14 protein-coding genes are annotated in these 16998 nt (G+C 47.5%); 10 read left to right on the forward strand and 4 right to left on the reverse strand.

Translation table 11 applies throughout. From position 1 onward, the window contains the following. The first annotated feature begins 31 nt into the window (after nucleotides 1-31). Nucleotides 32-1294 (forward strand): tyrosine--tRNA ligase, encoded by a 1263-nt coding sequence (tyrS, locus tag ACDJ59_RS07765; protein ID WP_413409745.1) that lies wholly within the window; start codon nucleotides 32-34, stop codon nucleotides 1292-1294. Nucleotides 1295-1452: 158 nt separating this feature from the next. Here tyrS and ACDJ59_RS07770 read toward each other — a convergent pair whose 3' ends face one another. From ACDJ59_RS07770 to ACDJ59_RS07785, 4 genes are all read right to left on the reverse strand, one after another. Continuing rightward, on the reverse strand, nucleotides 1453-1731 hold the full coding sequence (locus ACDJ59_RS07770; protein ID WP_017687903.1) for a YxcD family protein: 279 nt from the start codon (nucleotides 1729-1731) through the stop codon (nucleotides 1453-1455). Nucleotides 1732-1736: 5 nt separating this feature from the next. Continuing rightward, entirely contained in the window at nucleotides 1737-2234 is a 498-nt protein-coding gene (locus ACDJ59_RS07775; protein WP_036613538.1) for a hypothetical protein, read from the reverse strand. 98 nt (nucleotides 2235-2332) lie between these two features. Beyond that, a complete protein-coding gene (locus ACDJ59_RS07780) occupies nucleotides 2333-2899 on the reverse strand; it encodes a PadR family transcriptional regulator (protein ID WP_036613540.1) in 567 nt (188 codons plus the stop codon). Between the two features lie 173 nt (nucleotides 2900-3072). Continuing rightward, nucleotides 3073-3648, reverse strand: a complete 576-nt coding sequence (locus ACDJ59_RS07785) for a beta-class carbonic anhydrase (protein ID WP_036613541.1) — start codon at nucleotides 3646-3648, stop codon at nucleotides 3073-3075. Nucleotides 3649-3997: 349 nt separating this feature from the next. On the opposite strand from ACDJ59_RS07785, the gene ACDJ59_RS07790 reads away from it, so the two are divergent. From ACDJ59_RS07790 to mutL, 9 genes are all read left to right on the forward strand, one after another. After that, on the forward strand, nucleotides 3998-5512 hold the full coding sequence (locus ACDJ59_RS07790; RefSeq protein WP_413408233.1) for a carboxypeptidase M32: 1515 nt from the start codon (nucleotides 3998-4000) through the stop codon (nucleotides 5510-5512). A gap of 160 nt (nucleotides 5513-5672) precedes the next feature. After that, the gene (locus tag ACDJ59_RS07795) at nucleotides 5673-6677 is read left to right on the forward strand and encodes an ABC transporter substrate-binding protein (protein WP_127547621.1); all 1005 of its coding nucleotides are present in this window, start codon (nucleotides 5673-5675) and stop codon (nucleotides 6675-6677) included. A gap of 29 nt (nucleotides 6678-6706) precedes the next feature. Continuing rightward, on the forward strand, nucleotides 6707-7501 hold the full coding sequence (locus tag ACDJ59_RS07800; RefSeq protein ID WP_047843426.1) for an ABC transporter ATP-binding protein: 795 nt from the start codon (nucleotides 6707-6709) through the stop codon (nucleotides 7499-7501). 38 nt (nucleotides 7502-7539) lie between these two features. Beyond that, the gene (locus ACDJ59_RS07805) at nucleotides 7540-8331 is read left to right on the forward strand and encodes an ABC transporter permease (protein WP_370511416.1); all 792 of its coding nucleotides are present in this window, start codon (nucleotides 7540-7542) and stop codon (nucleotides 8329-8331) included. A gap of 348 nt (nucleotides 8332-8679) precedes the next feature. Continuing rightward, nucleotides 8680-9657 (forward strand): aromatic acid exporter family protein, encoded by a 978-nt coding sequence (locus tag ACDJ59_RS07810; RefSeq protein WP_036613548.1) that lies wholly within the window; start codon nucleotides 8680-8682, stop codon nucleotides 9655-9657. A 75-nt stretch (nucleotides 9658-9732) separates the two neighbouring features. Continuing rightward, complete coding sequence (locus tag ACDJ59_RS07815) at nucleotides 9733-10293, forward strand: outer spore coat protein CotE (protein ID WP_062835006.1); 561 nt, start codon at nucleotides 9733-9735, stop codon at nucleotides 10291-10293. 201 nt (nucleotides 10294-10494) lie between these two features. Beyond that, nucleotides 10495-11748, forward strand: a complete 1254-nt coding sequence (locus ACDJ59_RS07820) for a putative amidoligase domain-containing protein (RefSeq protein WP_413408236.1) — start codon at nucleotides 10495-10497, stop codon at nucleotides 11746-11748. Nucleotides 11749-11951: 203 nt separating this feature from the next. After that, nucleotides 11952-14753 carry a DNA mismatch repair protein MutS gene (gene mutS, locus ACDJ59_RS07825; protein WP_413408238.1) on the forward strand — a complete coding sequence of 934 codons (2802 nt, stop codon included), beginning with the start codon at nucleotides 11952-11954 and terminating at the stop codon, nucleotides 14751-14753. A gap of 21 nt (nucleotides 14754-14774) precedes the next feature. Next, a complete protein-coding gene (gene mutL / locus ACDJ59_RS07830) occupies nucleotides 14775-16991 on the forward strand; it encodes a DNA mismatch repair endonuclease MutL (RefSeq protein WP_413408240.1) in 2217 nt (738 codons plus the stop codon). Nucleotides 16992-16998 lie beyond the last annotated feature (7 nt).

Consider the following 16998-nt stretch of genomic DNA (forward strand, 5'->3'; position numbering starts at 1 on the left):
TCTTGAGGATAGAAAAGGGGTTATACACATGATGAATATTATTGATGAACTACAGTGGCGTGACGCCATTAACCAGCAGACAGATACAGAGGGACTGCGTGAGTTGACTGAAACCAAATCAATCTCATTGTACTGCGGCGTTGACCCTACGGGGGACAGCATGCATATCGGACATCTCATTCCATTCATGATGCTGAAACGTTTTCAACTGGCAGGACACCGTCCGGTTATTTTGATAGGTGGAGCTACAGGAACGATTGGTGATCCAAGTGGTCGGCAGGCAGAGCGTTCTTTGCAAACGATGGAGCAAGTGCAGGAGAATGTGGATGCACTGACAACGCAGATGAAAAAGTTGTTTGTAACAGACGGTGATAATCAGGTTCGCATGGTGAACAACTACGATTGGACACACAAAATCAATGTGATTGAATTCTTGCGTGACTACGGCAAAAACTTTAACCTTAACACAATGTTGGCTAAGGATGTGGTTGCGAGCAGACTGGAAGGCGGAATCTCGTTCACCGAGTTTTCCTACCAGATCCTTCAATCACTCGACTACCTGCACCTGTTCCAGAACGAAGATGTACAGCTTCAAATCGGTGGTTCGGATCAATGGGGTAACATCACAAGTGGTCTCGATCTGATTCGTAAAAAAGAAGGATCTGAAGCGAAGGCGTACGGTCTGACCATTCCACTCATGCTCAAATCAGACGGTACGAAATTCGGTAAAACAGCTGGCGGCGCAATCTGGCTTGACCCGAACAAAACAACACCATTTGAGTTCTACCAGTTCTGGGCGAATACAGATGACCGTGATGTCATTAAATACTTGAAATACTTTACTTTCCTCGGCAAAGAACAAATCGAAGCTTTGGCTGAAAAGGTAGAGACAGAGCCGCACAGACGTGAAGCACAGAAAGCACTCGCGGAAGAAATGACAAAATTCGTTCACGGCGAAGAAATGCTCGAACAGGCTAAGCGTATTACAGCGGCGCTGTTCAGTGGTGATATCCGTTCCCTGACAGCAGATGAAATCGAGCAGGGTTTCAAGGAAATGCCAACATTCGAAACGGACGGGGAAGCGAAAAATATCGTCGACTGGCTCGTAGATCTGGGGTTGGAGCCATCCAAACGCCAGGCGCGTGAGGATGTCACTAAAGGCGCTATCTCCATGAACGGTGAGAAAATCACGGAGCTTGAATTCACAGTGTCGGCAGAGCATGCCATTGGCGGTAAATTCATTATTATCCGTAAAGGTAAGAAGAACTACAGCCTGGTTAAACTTCAATCGTAGTTTCCAAGAATTAGAACGTAACACAGAGACGTATAGAGACTACAATAGACGCACAAATAGAGCTACAAATACAGAAACAAAAAGACCGCCTTCCATCTCTGTCAGGCGACAGAGATGGAAGGCGGTCTTTCGTATATCAGGCCAGTGAGTGACCTATCTTATTGATTAACGATCGCTGTGATTTCTTCATCCAGATCAAGTCGCACATTTTCACGGTACGCCCGGATGTTGTATTCACTGTGCAGGTAACGAAGAATCGCTTCAATCATATTGGACTCCACCAGATATTGACTACGGCCTTGAATCCAAACTTCAGCGGAATAACCTGTATCTTCTTCCCAGCTCAGTTCTACGTTCACATCGGTTGGACGTACACCCTTACGTTCTGCCATATGAATACAGATTGCATTCACAATTTCATCCATGCTCAGAACCATAGAGATTAGTACCGTCCGTTTCTGTTACGGTCATCATCACGATCATTGCGACGGTCATAACGACCATCCGCTGCAGGTTTGCGACGATTGGAGATGGCTCTGAAGAGTGCCATAGCCAGCATAACAATCAACATAATTGCTGCAACGTTCACGAGCAATCCAAGGATGTTACCCAGAGCGCCCATGCCACCGAACAATCCGCCAAACATCATACCAGCAAGACCACCAAGCATCATGCCTTTCATGAATCCGCCGCCACCGCCGAAGAATCCGCCACGGTTCGTTGTAGCTGCTCCATTGCTGGAGTTGTTATTCGTATTCGATTTGCTTACATTGCTGTCGGATTTCTTAGGTGTATTGCTATAACTTTTCGTACCGGATTTGAATCCGCCACCACGTCTTGCATCTGCAGAATCCGGATTCGTTACTCCCACTGTTGCGAACAATAATGTAAAGGCCATAAATACCATCATTAGATGTTTAACTCCGAATTTTTTCTTCATTGTAAAGATCGTAACCCCCCGATTAATTTGTTTGAATCGCCCAAAAATGGGCCTTACTCATGTAATACGGTCAACTTGCAGGAACGTTTCAAATTTTATTAAATTTCTGAAACGCTTGGACTTGGGTCTTGAATTGCAGCTTGGCCATCAAGCAATTGGGTAACCCAATGACACCACTCCAGGCCAGTTTGTGCGTGCATTAACCCTTTTTGTACCAGGATGTAGCTTCCAAAATCTCGGTTGCCTACACGAAGATTATCCTGAGGTATACGTGACTTCAGATCCTCGAAATAACGTATGCGTTCCATAAACCAGCTTTTACGCTCGTTAAGAATGCGTCTCATGCTTCCGTCTTCCGCTATGCCAACACACAAAATACGCAAATTAAATTCATCGCGTGTAACCGGTGCGGTAACAGGAGTAATCATCCATTCCAAGAGCTTTTCAATGCCTTTTTCCGTAACTGCGTACATTTTCTTGTCCGGTTTGTCAGACTGTTGTACCCAGCGGGAGGCCAATAACTCATCGTTTTCCATCTTGGACAGGAGTGGATAGATCTGGCTGTGTTTCGCCTGCCAATGTGGCTGGATTTTCAGCATCAGATCATAGCCCGATGACTCCTCGCGGGTAAGCAGCCCGAGTAATCCGTAGGAAAGTATGTTCATGCACATGTCTCCTTAATATTAGGGCTAGGTCAGAGAGAACAATCGTTTTTACTTTCTTTGACCGCTTTCATAAAAAGTGTACACTGAAACTGTATGGTTTGACAACCTGACAGAACAACTGCCTTAATTTAGACAAAAAAAGTGCGAACCATAAGGTCCGCACTCCAAACCATTTAGAGAGATGCCTGTTGTCCATACCCCTCAGCGACAAGATCAAGTTCACCTGTAGCAGAATCGATAACCATGCCGTGGACGGGTACATTGGGAGGAAGTAAAGGATGCTTCTTGATCACTTCCACAGTATGTTTTACCCCTTCTTCGACGCTGTCAAACCCGCGCAACCATTTTTGCAAACGGATGCCAGAGTTCTCCAGGGTTGTCATGACTTCTTCCGATACACCACGCTCAACCATATGTCCAATCATGGTCTCAGCGTGAAGGGAAGCCATACCACATTCCGTATGCCCCACTACTAGGACTTCATCTGCACCCAGTTCATAGATGGCGACAAGTACACTACGCATTACGCTTCCGAAAGGCTGAGAGATAATTGCGCCTGCATTTTTGATGATTTTCACATCGCCGTTTTTCAAGTTCATAGCCTTGGGCAGCAATTCCACCAGACGTGTATCCATACAAGTGATGATAACCATCTTTTTGGTTGGAAACTTGCCAGCCGTATACTTTTCGTATTCTTTAGTCTCGACAAATGATTTGTTGTAAGTCAAAATCTCTTGAATGTTGTTCATGTCCATTGCCTCCTGTTATCCAATACGACGAGCACGGCCACTTGCATATGATGCAGCTTGTCCTACACGCCTTTGCTTTAATAGTATTTCGCGGTCAGCAGATGGCATTACTCCAACCCTTTAGAGGTTGTTCAAAAAGTCCACTTTTGATTACAAATCATGCCTGAGGGCATCATCAGCATCGAAGTTGAACGCCATTTCTATCTTCTCGGTAATGAAAACCAGACTTTTTGAACACGTATCTTTAGGAGAACAATGCAATTTTCATCTGTTAAAAGTTGATTATACGCAATGCAAAAAGTATCATCAATAGGGTATAACATTTTTTTTGAAGAGGTGAACGATAACAATGGATAAACAAACACAGGAACATTTGGAATCCTTCCGTAATCTGGCTCGTAAAATTAAGAGCTATCATGAAGCCATTGGTTTGCTTCACTGGGATCTGCGCACAGGTGCGCCGAAAAAAGGCGTTCCGACTCGTTCGGAGACGCTAGGTATGTTGTCCACCGAAGCATTCAAGCTGCAAACCTCGGCTGACATGAAGACTTACCTGGATGCATTAACGACTCCAGTAGTATTGGAACAGCTCGAAGATATAGATCGTCGTCTGGTTGAAGATTGCAAGAAAGAATATGATCGCAGTCAGTCTGTACCACCTGAGAAAGTACAAGCTTATACCGTGCTAACAGCCAAGTCTGAAACCGCATGGGAAGATGCCAAGCATAACAGTGATTTTGCAGGGTTCTCACCTTATCTGACAGATATCGTTAAGCTCAAACAGGAGTTTATTGATTATTGGGGTGTGAAGGATACACGTTATGATACGCTGCTTGATATGTATGAACCAGATCTGACGGTTGAGAAAGTGGACGCTGTGTTCGCCCGCCTCAAAGCACGTTTGGTGCCTTTGCAAGAGAAGATTAATGCTTCAGAAAACAAGCCAAATACAGAGTTCCTGAATCAGTTGTTTGACACCAAACAGCAGGAAAAATTCAGTCTGTTCATCCTGGAACAAATGGGCTATGACTTTGAAGCTGGACGATTGGACGAGAGTGTTCATCCTTTTGCAACGGGTCTTAACCCGGGTGATGTGCGAATCACAACACATTATCTGCAAGATGATGTAGCAAGCGCAGTCTTCAGTTCACTGCATGAGGGCGGACATGCCCTGTACGAGCAGAATATTGATGACAGTCTGGCGGGTACTCTTCTTGCCGAAGGAACGTCCATGGGGATTCATGAGTCCCAGTCCCGTCTTTGGGAAAACATGATTGGGCGCAGCCTGCCATTCTGGACACGTTATTACAAAGATTTGCAGCAGCATTTCCCGCAACTGAGCGAGGTTGAACTGGAAGATTTCTATCGTGCAATCAACCGGGTGGAGAGTTCACTCATTCGGATTGAAGCGGATGAACTGACCTATAACCTGCATATTATTATCCGATATGAGATCGAGAAAATGTTATTCAACGATGGTTTGGAAGTGAAAGACCTGCCAGAGACATGGAATGCAAAATACAAGGAATACCTAGGTATTATGCCAACGAATGATGGAGACGGTGTTCTTCAGGATGTTCACTGGTCTGGTGGTGACTTTGGTTACTTTGCTTCGTATTCTCTGGGTAATATGTATGCAGCTCAAATTCTACATACATTGCGCAAGGAAATGCCGGAGTTTGATACCCTCATTGCCGAAGGTAATCTGATTCCAATTAAGGAATGGCTTACAGACAAGATCTACCGGTATGGTAGAAGTCGCACACCTTCCGAATTAATTGTTGCCATAACGGGTGAAGAATTGAACCCGGATTATCTGGCTGATTATCTGGAAGCCAAATATGCCGAGATTTACAAGCTGTAGGTATCCCCGTAAATAACATACTGAATAACATTTCGAAGAGCTGAAGAGTCGGGCAACATTGCCCGGCTCTTTTTTGCATTTAAGTTCTTAACCTTTTGTTGGGCATCGGCATATCCATAATAGAGAGAAACTGCTGAAACCAGTGAAGGAGGGAAACAACATGAAATACACGCCATGGTTCGTCCGGGGCATCGTTATTCTGCTGATTATCATTGTGGCGCTCACCAGCTGTAATAAGGAAGAGAATGAAGCCAAGATTACGATTGGCGAAGTGACTCGTTCGGTATTTTACGCACCGGAGTATGTGGCTGTGGCTCAAGGTTTTTTTGAAGAGCAGGGACTTGAGGTGGATATTCAAACGACTGCTGGTGGTGACAAAACGATGGCGGCATTACTCGCAGGTTCGGTGGATATCGCACTGGTAGGGGCGGAGACGTCCATATATGTCTATCAGCAAGGAGCGGAAGATCCGGTCATTAACTTTGCCCAGCTCACCCAGACGGATGGTACATTTCTGTTCGCTCGTAACACAGAAGGTAGCTTCGATTGGGAGCAACTGAGGGATTCCACATTTCTCGGTCAACGCAAAGGCGGCATGCCGCAAATGGCAGGGGAGTTCGCACTGAACAAACATGGCATTGATCCTCAAAGTGATCTGGAGCTGATTCAAAATGTGGACTTTGCCAACATTGCGTCTGCTTTCGCCTCAGGCACGGGAGATTATGTTCAACTGTTTGAACCCCAGGCATCCATCTTTGAACAAGAAGGTCGGGGTAAGGTTGTTGCATCGTTTGGCACAGAAGGTGGTCTTCTGCCTTACACCGTCTTCATGACGAAACAGAGTTATCTTAACGACAATAAGGATATCGTACAGAAGTTTACGAATGGTCTACACAAAGCGCAGGCATGGGTGGATTCCCATACGGCTGAAGAGATTGCTGAAGTCATTTCTCCTTTTTTCAAAGACATCGATCCAGCCATTTTGGTAAGTAGTGTGAACCGTTATAAGGAACAGGGCAGCTATGCAACGGATCCGATCATTGATGAGGAAGAGTGGAACAATCTGCTTGATGTCATGAGTGCCGCCGGAGAGTTGAAAGAACGTGTGGATTTGAATGCCATTGTGGATAATGCCCATGCGGAAGAAGCTACGAAATCAAAGTAATGGGGTATTCAGGAAAGGAAGTGAGCAGAATGCCTGAATCCGAAAGTGTGATCCGACTGGAGGGGATCTCTCAAGTATACGTCAGCGAGCGGGAAGCTTCCTTGGTGCTTGAGGACTTGAGTCTGGAGATCCAAAAAGGAGAGTTCGTCAGTCTGGTTGGACCGAGTGGATGCGGTAAAACGACATTGTTGTCGATCATCGCCGGGCTGCTCACACCCACCCGAGGAGAGGTTAAGGTTAAAGGCAAACTCGTTGGCGGCCCCTCAGCACAGATTGGTTATATGCTTCAACAGGACTATCTGTTTCCGTGGCGGACCATTCTGGATAATGCATTAATCGGTCTTGAACTGACAGGCAGACTGGATGAACGGAGCCGTGAGCGTGTACGAGAACTGCTGGTAAGTATGGGGTTGGCCGGAACGGAGAATCAGTACCCGTCAGAACTTTCAGGGGGTATGAGACAGCGAGTGGCTCTGGTGCGCACGTTGGCAACCGATCCGGGAATTTTATTGTTGGATGAACCATTCTCAGCACTTGATTATCAAACCAAGCTGCAATTGGAGGATCTGGTCTCGGACACGTTAAAACAGTTTGGCAAAACATCCGTTCTCGTCACCCATGATTTGTCTGAAGCCATTGCGGTTAGTGACCGCGTCATTGTACTGGATCGCAATCCGGGCCGCATCCGTCGTGAATTTATCATTCCCGATGGAATTCGTAAATCTCAGCCGTTTCATGCCAGGGAGCAAGAAGGATTTAATGCGTTGTTTCAGGCGTTGTGGAGTGAACTGGATCAGTCCGGGGGAGGTGAGGAAGACGCGTGAATCCAATGAATCCGAAGCAGGAAAAGCGTGACGAATGGATGGGGCAGCTGCATCGGAATCATATTCAGCAGGTGGCCAGATGGCGACACCAAGTGCTTGCCGTACAGTTATCTATGCTAGTATGTATGTTTTTGCTATGGGAAGTGGCAGGCAGACTCCGTTGGATTGATGTACTGTTATTCAGTTATCCGAGTAAGGTTTTTGCCCAGATTGGCAAGGACATCGCTAGTGGCGAGTTGTGGGCACATGTTGGGGTAACCGTAGGGGAAACGGCAGTTGGTTTTTTACTGGGAACACTGGTGGGAACCTTGCTTGCGGTTTTAATTTGGTGGTCTCCTTTTTTGTCCAAAGTGTTGGACCCCTATATGGTTGTATTCAACAGTATGCCAAAGGTAGCACTTGGCCCGATCTTTATTGTGATGTTCGGCGCGGGTTTTACAGCGATTGTTATGACCACATTGTCCATCACGGTCATTATCACGACACTGGTCGTGTATAACAGCTTCAATGAAGTCGATCCCAATTATATTAAAGTCATTCGTACGTTTGGTGGAGACCGTTCCGAGATTTTTACAAAAGTTGTATTACCTGCTTCTTTTCCGGCGATTGTATCCACCTTGAAAGTGAACGTTGGCATGGCTTGGGTGGGTGTAATTGTGGGTGAGTTTCTGGTCGCCAAACAAGGGCTCGGTTATCTGATTATCTACGGATTCCAAGTATTCAACTTCACACTTGTATTATCAAGTCTGTTAATTATTGCTGCCGTTGCAACAGCCATGTACCAACTTGTTGTCTATGCAGAACGCAAAATGCTGGCTGGCCGCAGGTGATTCGGAAGTGTTTTACTCGTAATGTGACCGGGTATGATATGTATACAATTTCACAAGGGGTGTCACGTTGCCCGATACCGTAAAATCAAGTACCATATTTAGTATGATTATTCCGCGCAGATCCGGAATGAATGCGATGATTGGAGAAGAGGGCCTTGAGGTTCTGTCGCAACGATCTAACTTGCCAGCGTCCCTCATTCGGGGCGTGTTGCTGTGACCGGCATGCATGCGCATGTCGGTTGATGTCGTCTAGTTTACATTTGGATGAGACATACTAGTCATGATAAATGAATGAGGCGACGAGCTGGCTAAGAATTTTTTTGCAGCTTAGAGGAGATGGAATGTTAAATGGGTTTTAGGGTAATTAAAACTGCAATCGCCGCATTAATGGCTGTATTGATTGCAGACTGGTGTCGCTTGCCGGGACCAACATCAGCGGGATTGCTTGCCATTCTTGGCGTGGATGTAACGAGAAAACGAAGTATTCGCACCATATCGGCGCGGTTCTTTGCTTCCGTAGTTGGACTTTTATTTGCAAGTGTACTTTTTCACTTTCTAGGCTTCCATTATTGGGTGCTGGCGGTATACATATTGATCGCATTCCCGGCTATTGTCCGGGTAGGCTTCAAAGAAGGTATTGTTACAGGTTCTGTTGTGGTGTTTCGGGTGTTCGGCGGCGGGGAGATGGACGTGCATGTCGTCCTCGTACAAATTGCTTTGTTGTTAATTGGTCTTGGTTCCGCAATGGCGGTTAACCTGGCCTATATGCCGGCAGCAGATCCACAAATGCTACGCATTCGCAAACGAATCGATGAACTCTTCTCGAAGATTTTCAAGGAATTTGCGGCCACGCTGCGTAATCCCAATGAAGCATGGGCGGGGAGAGAGCTGATTGAAGCAGATAAAGCGATCCTTGGCGGTATTGATGCTGCCAAGCGGTCTCTGGAGAATCAGGTGATTCATCCGAATGAGGAATGGAGTGTCTACTTCTATATGCGCAAAACGCAGTTGGACTCCATCCAGCACATGATGCATCTCGTGTCCCAGATCTATCAGAAGATGCCACATGCGGAAATGGTCTCGGAGCTGTTCGATCAGCTTAGTCAGGATGTACTTACTGAATCCTACACCGGACGAACTGAAAAACTTCTTGCAGATGTGCAAGAAGAATTCAAACGTATGGAGCTCCCGGATACAAGGGAAGAATTCGAGATTCGTTCCGCAATTCTCCAGCTGTGCCGTGAACTCGCGCTGTATCTGAAAGTCGCGAAGAAGGACAAAGCGCCGTCCCCAATCTCGGACCGGTCCCAATCTACAAACGAATAATAGAAAATAGTTGTCACCCTAGACGAATGCCCTGCATACACTTGTAGTGAATGATTGTATGGAGGAGGTTTAAAGATGTCATTGAGTCATAAACATCAATGTAGAGAGATTATCACGAAGGCGATCTGCGGCAAAGGTCGTAAGTTCTCTACCGTAACACATACCGTGACTCCGCCAAATGGTCCGACAAGTATTTTGGGGGCTTGGATTATCAACCACCAATATGAAGCCGTATCAGCGGGTGACGGAATTGAAGTTATTGGTACTTACGATATCAACATTTGGTATTCCTATGACAAGAATTCGCAGACGGATGTAGCCAAAGAAACGGTCTCGTATGTAGAACATGTGCCTTTGTCCTATCTGGACCCGAAACACCGGACTTCCACAGTGGAGGTATCTGCGGATGCAACGCAGGAACCTAGCTGTGTGGAAGCCACAGTATCAGCAGGTGGAAGCAGTGTAATTATCCGAGTAGAACGGGAATTCGCTGTAGAACTCGTTGCCGAGACTAAAGTTTGTGTGAAGGTTTGCACAGATGGTTGCGGTGATTACGAAGACAAGGACTATGACTTTGGCAGTGGCGATGGAGATTATGACGATCTCGATCCCGATCTGCTCGACGATGAGCTGTGAGTTTGACGCCTGTATTTGATAACCTAAGGTATCATATGCGCCAGAAGGCGCGGTGAAGAGGGCGTAAGCCCTCTTTCTTCTTAAATATTGAAAAATGGGTGGTAACGAGCCTCGCAATGTGCCTGGAATACCTTTCACGGGAAGGCTCCGCATTGCGGGGTTATTTTTATTTTAGTTGAATGATCTGGGAGGGGGGACGTAATGAATGTGATGGAACAAGCGGAGGAAGCGCTACGCCGATATGAAAGTATGACCTCTGCTGAACGTACAGAACGGTTAAAACAGGCCGGTATTGAAGTGTTGTCACTGCGGGATCGGCGCAAGCGTGAACCAGGTTTGCGTGTACGCTACGATGTAGAGATAAGCTGTCTGCAGGCGATCCGGATCAAACGCAAGGATACTAGCGGCATGGGAGGGGGGACACAGGAAAGTCTGTTGGAGCGTGAAGCGAGTTCAACCTTGTTCAAGCGTGTTGAACGCCTTGCAATCAAAACACTGTATACGCTAGGACTGGATCATGGAGCTGTTCGAATGGAATCCTCCGGGAACGGCGGCTGTGCGGTGATATCGATCGATCCGGGCCCCTGGAAAGGGGTGACTAACCTTGCTGCTACTTACAGGGAAAACTGGAAGCAGCAGCAGGAACTGCTGAATGAGGAGCAGAGTCACAGACCCATTCCGATACTCGGCATGGACCCGGAGTTTCTTCTGGTGCAGATGCCGGAATCCAAAATCGTACCCGCCTCCAAATTTCTTGAACGTACAGGAATGGCAGGCTGTGATTCCGTGACGATTGGTGGACGGCGCATATATCCGGTTGCCGAACTGAGACCGGCTCCCAGCTCCGAACCACGAGAACTGCTGGCCCATCTGATGAGGGCATTCGCAGCTGCTTCCCGCAGCATCAGTGATCACTCGCTCATCTGGCAGGCAGGAGGGATGCCACAGCGGGGGTTACCTCTGGGCGGTCATATTCATTTTAGCGGCGTGAATCTTACCGGGGAACTGCTCCGTGCACTGGACAATTATCTGGCATTGCCACTGGCATTTCTGCAAGACCCCCGTGGCTCGGGAAGACGACCCCGTTATGGAGCACTTGGTGATTTTCGCCTGAAATCCTATGGTGGGTTTGAGTATCGTACGTTACCCAGCTTTCTTGTGTCACCCCTTGTTGCAAAAGGTGTTGTGGCCTTGGCAGGTCTGATCGCGAGCGGGTATACTCAATTACGGCAGCGTCCGTTGGCAAAAGCTGAGGTTCATGCCGCTTTTTATGAGGGAAAGCGCGAAGTGATTAAGGAACACATTCCAACTCTGGTAGATGATCTGAAGAGGTTGGATGGATATGCACGTTATGAACGGTATGCGTCTCCGTTAATCCTTCAATTAAAACTGGGAAGAACTTGGGATGAGAGCCGCGATATTCGCAAACTCTGGAATATTCGGGCAGGTTCATGAAGTACGGACGTTTTTTTGATATAATAAGAAACAAGTCTTTTATAAGTGAGAGCTACGGAAGATATGGAGCAGCAACCCTTGAAGGAAGTGGCGATTAGCCAACACATAAGGCGGAGGCGCAAACACAGTGCCTGACCGTCTTATTGTCCTTCCAGGACGCGTTTCTTCCTGACATTATAGGAACGGGATGGAGGATATTCATCATGGCTCAGTATACGCCAATGATTCAACAATATTTGCAAGTGAAGGCCGAGGCACAGGATGCTTTTCTATTTTTTAGATTGGGTGACTTCTATGAACTGTTCTTCGAGGATGCGATTAATGCTTCCCGTGAACTTGAGATCACGCTGACCGCACGCAATGGGGGCACGGATGACAAAATTCCGATGTGCGGTGTACCTTATCATTCGGCTGACAATTACATACAGCGTCTGATTGAAAAAGGATATAAAGTGGCCATCTGCGAACAGATGGAAGATGCAAGTGTAACCAAAGGCATGGTACGACGTGAAATTGTACGTGTGGTGACACCCGGAACGGTGATGGAAGGCAAGACCCTGGGGGACAAGTCCAATAACTACATGGTGTGCCTGACCGGTAATCAGAATACACTGGCGCTCGCGGCCTGTGATCTGTCAACGGGTGAGTTGTATGTGACATCGGTGCCCTTTTCCAAGGAATGGCTTAAGGATGAGATTGGTATCTATGAACCATCGGAACTGCTGGGGGATGCAGCACTGCTTGAAATGGTAGAAGCCGAGGCATCTCCAATCGGTCGACCTGTGGTCTACACAACTTGGACGAAGAATAAGGAAGATCTGGTTCGTCAGCAGTTTGGGGAGGCTGTGTGGGCAAGATTAGAGCCTGAACGTCAAGCATGCATTGCACGTCTTTTCTCCTATCTGAGTGAGACACAGAAACGTTCTCTGGGACAATTAACACAAATCTCAACGTATGAGCCCGATCATTATATGATCTTGGACCCGTTTACCCGCCGGAACCTGGAATTGGTGGAAACTGTGCGTGAACGCTCCAAAAAAGGTTCATTACTCTGGTTGCTTGATCGGACCGAGACGTCCATGGGTGCAAGAATGCTGCGTCGCTGGGTCGATAAGCCATTATTGCAAAAAGGAAAGATTAATGAGCGTCTTGAAGCAGTGGATACGTTGTACAACCAGTTTATATTGCGTGAGGACCTGCGGGCAGAACTCAAAGACATCTATGATCTGGAGCGTTTGGTAGGCCGGATTGCGTTTGGTAATGCCAATGGTCGTGACCTGAATGCGCTCAAGTCATCGCTGGAGAAAATTCCAGGACTTCGTCAACATTGCACAGGATCATCTTCCGCAACATTGCAGCATATTGCCGAAACGATGGATGATTGCAATGATCTGCGTGAAGCCATCGGGCAAGCCATTGTGGACGAGCCGCCGGTATCGGTAAGGGATGGAGGTCTGATTCGTGAAGGGTACCATGAACGTCTGGATGAATTGCGTGAGGCTTCGGTTAACGGGAAACAGTGGATTGCGGAGCTTGAAGCGCGAGAGCGTGAGGCGACAGGCATTCGATCGCTGAAGATTGGATATAACAAAGTGTTTGGTTATTATATCGAGATCACCAAGTCCAATCTGTCCGCACTGCCGGAGGGACGTTATGAACGTAAACAGACACTTGCCAATGCAGAACGTTACATTACGCCGGAGTTGAAGGAAAAAGAGACGCTGATTCTCGAAGCGCAGGACAAAATGGTTGATATTGAGTATGGATTGTTCGCAGAGCTGCGCGAGCGGCTGAACAAAGAGATTGCAAGATTGCAGAAGCTGGCTGAACAGGTAGCGGAAATTGATGTATATCAATCTTTTGCGGTGATTAGCGCTGAGCGTAACTTTGTACGGCCTACGCTGACCGACGGTTATGATCTGGTTGTGGAAGAAGGACGCCATCCGGTCGTTGAGGCGGTCATGCGAGACGGCGCATTTATTGCCAATCACACGGCAATGACCAAGGAAGAGGCACGTATTCTGCTGATTACCGGTCCAAATATGGCTGGTAAGAGTACGTATATGCGACAGGTCGCTTTAATCTCCATTTTGGCGCAAGTGGGTTGTTTTGTACCTGCGGGTCAGGCCGAAGTGCCGATCATGGATCGCATTTTCACACGGATCGGTGCCGCGGATGATCTCATTGGCGGACAAAGCACATTCATGGTGGAGATGGCCGACATTCAGGTCATGACGGACAAAGCCACACCACGTAGTCTGATTATTATAGATGAATTGGGACGGGGAACGTCGACCAGTGAAGGTATGGCGATTGCTCAGTCTGTTATTGAATATGTACATGATATTATTGGCTGTAAAGCTCTTGTATCAACTCATTTCCATGAACTTGCTCATCTGGAGGAGAGTCTGGATAAGCTGGCCAACTACTCGATGGCGGTACAAGAGAGTGGTGACAAAGTTAATTTCCTGCGCAAATTGATTGCCGGAGCAGCCAGCAGCAGTTATGGTATCTATTGTGCACGCCTTGCAGGTCTGCCTGATAGCATTATTGAGCGGGCGAATGGACTATTGCATGGGTTCGAACATGCGGCCGCGCAAGTAGCTGTGGGCAGTGAATATATCGGAAACGAGAAGCAGGAAGAAGGCTTGAAATTAAAAGGTGGAGAATTCCGGCACACGGATTCAGCACCATTGATCCGGGAACACGAGATTGAGGAGAGTGCAGAGTACACACCTTCTATTGAAGATTCGGTTGGGAAGCAACATGCCAAGAAATCAAACAGCAAAGGACAGTCCAGCGCAAACCATTCGGATGTGGTTCAACTGTCCATCTTTGGAGATGATGAGCCGAATGTGGCAACGAAACCGGATGTAGTTGCGGTGGATAAACCAGCGCGAGAATTCATCCGTACGATGAAAGATATCGATGTCATGAATATGACGCCTCTTCAGGCGATGCAGATATTGAATGATCTCAAATTGAAGGCACAGCAATTATCCTGAGTATAAGGGAGGGGAAAACCTGTGGCGAAAATACATGTGCTTGATGAACATATTGCCAACCAGATCGCGGCGGGTGAAGTGGTCGAACGGCCTGCTTCAGTTGTCAAGGAGTTGCTCGAAAACTCGGTGGACGCAGGCGCCACCAAGATTGAAGTGACGGTTGAAGAGGGCGGACTCCTCAGTATTCGTGTCAAAGACAATGGTACAGGTATTGAGCCAGAGGACATGGAAACAGCCTTTTATCGTCATGCGACCAGCAAAATAGCCCATGGTCGAGATCTGTTCCAGATCACAAGTCTTGGATTTCGTGGCGAAGCCTTGGCGAGTATTGCCGCCGTGTCCAAGGTAGAGGTATTATCGGCAAGTGACAATGACGGGCGAGGACGCCGCATCGTGATTGAAGGCGGGAACCTTGTCTCTCATGAAGATGCAACCTCACCCCAAGGTACAGATTTTGCAGTGAGAGAACTATTTTACAATACACCTGCCAGACTCAAATATATGAAAACGATCCAGACGGAACTGGGACATATATCAGATGTCCTTTACCGGATGGCGATGTCTCATCCAAACATTTCGTTCCGACTGCGCCATAATGAGAATGTGTTGCTTCAGACGTTGGGCAACGGCGATCTGCTGCAAGTGGTTGCAGCGATCTATGGTACAAGTGCTGCCAAAGCGATGCTTCCCATCCAGGGAGAAAGTCTGGATTACCGGGTGAGTGGGCTGATCAGCCTGCCAGAATGGACACGAGCGAATCGTAATGGTATGTCAACGATTGTTAATGGGAGATTTGTTCGCAATTACGGTCTCAATCAGGCGATTCTCAAAGCCTACCATACCTTGCTGCCCATCAATCGCTTCCCACTTGTCGTGGTGCAGTTGGAGATGCACCCCTCTCTTGTGGATGTGAATGTGCATCCGGCCAAGTTGGAGGTTCGCTTTAGCAAGGAACCAGAACTGTATGAATTCATAGAGACGACGTTGCGGGGTATACTCCGGCAGGAGGTACTGATTCCACAGGTCAAAAAACAGCAGATTCGACGTGGGGACGATAGTTCCTTTATCCAGGAACAATTCCTCTTTCCACGTGGTCCGCTGAAAGATGCATCTGATGCAGAAGGATATGGGCAACAAGGGCCACTTGGGAAACCTACTGCTGCACCTCTGAAGTTAACTGCAGAAGATGATGATCTGGATTTGGATGCTCCGGCGGATTTGTCTACAGCACAGTTGGTATCTGAACAGGGTCACTCAGTGCCGTTGCCCGAAGCTCCACCTGAGGTTACACAGCCCCCGGAGCAGTTAGAAAGTTGGAACGGGGATATTTTGCAGAAGATTGCTAGTCATGGCGAGGGGCAGACATCCGCTAACGTGCAGGAAGGTACTAAGGATGTAAGTACAAGTTCTTCCGAAGCTTTTCCCAAAACTGACCTGTCTTCTCAAGATGGTGGAGGTCGTGGAGCAACAGAAAAACCGTTGGCTGAAGGTAAACCAGCTACGTATCGCTCCGAATCCGTAAATTCACCGGTTAGGGAAGCTCGGTCAACCTACAACCCGTCTTCGATTGCAAGAGGTGAACGGACGTGGAAAACCTCAGGTCTACCTGATGCCACTAAACTTGCTGCTGCCATTAAATCGGATGCATCCATGCCCGCATTTCCGGAGCTGAGTCTGATCGGACAGCATCATGGTACGTATTTGATCGCGCAAAATGACCAAGGTTTATATTTGATTGATCAGCATGCCGCTCATGAACGCGTGAATTATGAGTACTATTACGAGAAATTTGGTAACCCTGCCCAGGCCTCACAAGAGTTACTGCTGCCGATTACGCTGGAATTTACACCTTCGGAGACGGAAAAGCTGAAAACAAGGCTGGCCTGGTTCGAACAGTCGGGGGTATATTTGGAGCATTTCGGTGGACAGACGTTCCGTGTGCGCTCCCACCCGTTCTGGTTCCCCAAAGGGGACGAGAAAGACATTATCGAAGAAATGTCCGAATGGGTTCTTAGCGAACGCAGCATAGATGTGGCCAAGATGCGGGAAGCTGCATCAATCATGTGCTCCTGCAAGGCGTCCATCAAAGCGAACCAAAAGCTGACGGATCAGGAAGCAGAAGTGCTAATTCAGCGTCTGGGTTCATGTCGTCAGCCCTACACTTGTCCACATGGGCGGCCGATTGTGATTTCATTTTCAACATATGATCTGGAAAAATTGTTCAAACGTGTTATGTAGCTATTTA

It is taken from the genome of Paenibacillus amylolyticus, from assembly GCF_047302515.1.
GTDB lineage: Bacteria > Bacillota > Bacilli > Paenibacillales > Paenibacillaceae > Paenibacillus > Paenibacillus amylolyticus_G.

Excerpts from the sequence above, each read along its gene's own strand:
- tyrS (WP_413409745.1), top strand. The coding sequence starts at position 32 with ATGAATATTATTGATGAACTACAGTGGCGTGACGCCATTAACCAGCAG.
- ACDJ59_RS07770 (WP_017687903.1), bottom strand. The coding sequence starts at position 1,731 with ATGGTTCTGAGCATGGATGAAATTGTGAATGCAATCTGTATTCATATG.
- ACDJ59_RS07775 (WP_036613538.1), bottom strand. The coding sequence starts at position 2,234 with ATGAAGAAAAAATTCGGAGTTAAACATCTAATGATGGTATTTATGGCC.
- ACDJ59_RS07780 (WP_036613540.1), bottom strand. The coding sequence starts at position 2,899 with ATGAACATACTTTCCTACGGATTACTCGGGCTGCTTACCCGCGAGGAG.
- ACDJ59_RS07785 (WP_036613541.1), bottom strand. The coding sequence starts at position 3,648 with ATGAACAACATTCAAGAGATTTTGACTTACAACAAATCATTTGTCGAG.
- ACDJ59_RS07790 (WP_413408233.1), top strand. The coding sequence starts at position 3,998 with ATGGATAAACAAACACAGGAACATTTGGAATCCTTCCGTAATCTGGCT.
- ACDJ59_RS07795 (WP_127547621.1), top strand. The coding sequence starts at position 5,673 with ATGAAATACACGCCATGGTTCGTCCGGGGCATCGTTATTCTGCTGATT.
- ACDJ59_RS07800 (WP_047843426.1), top strand. The coding sequence starts at position 6,707 with ATGCCTGAATCCGAAAGTGTGATCCGACTGGAGGGGATCTCTCAAGTA.
- ACDJ59_RS07805 (WP_370511416.1), top strand. The coding sequence starts at position 7,540 with ATGGGGCAGCTGCATCGGAATCATATTCAGCAGGTGGCCAGATGGCGA.
- ACDJ59_RS07810 (WP_036613548.1), top strand. The coding sequence starts at position 8,680 with ATGGGTTTTAGGGTAATTAAAACTGCAATCGCCGCATTAATGGCTGTA.
- ACDJ59_RS07815 (WP_062835006.1), top strand. The coding sequence starts at position 9,733 with ATGTCATTGAGTCATAAACATCAATGTAGAGAGATTATCACGAAGGCG.
- ACDJ59_RS07820 (WP_413408236.1), top strand. The coding sequence starts at position 10,495 with ATGAATGTGATGGAACAAGCGGAGGAAGCGCTACGCCGATATGAAAGT.
- mutS (WP_413408238.1), top strand. The coding sequence starts at position 11,952 with ATGGCTCAGTATACGCCAATGATTCAACAATATTTGCAAGTGAAGGCC.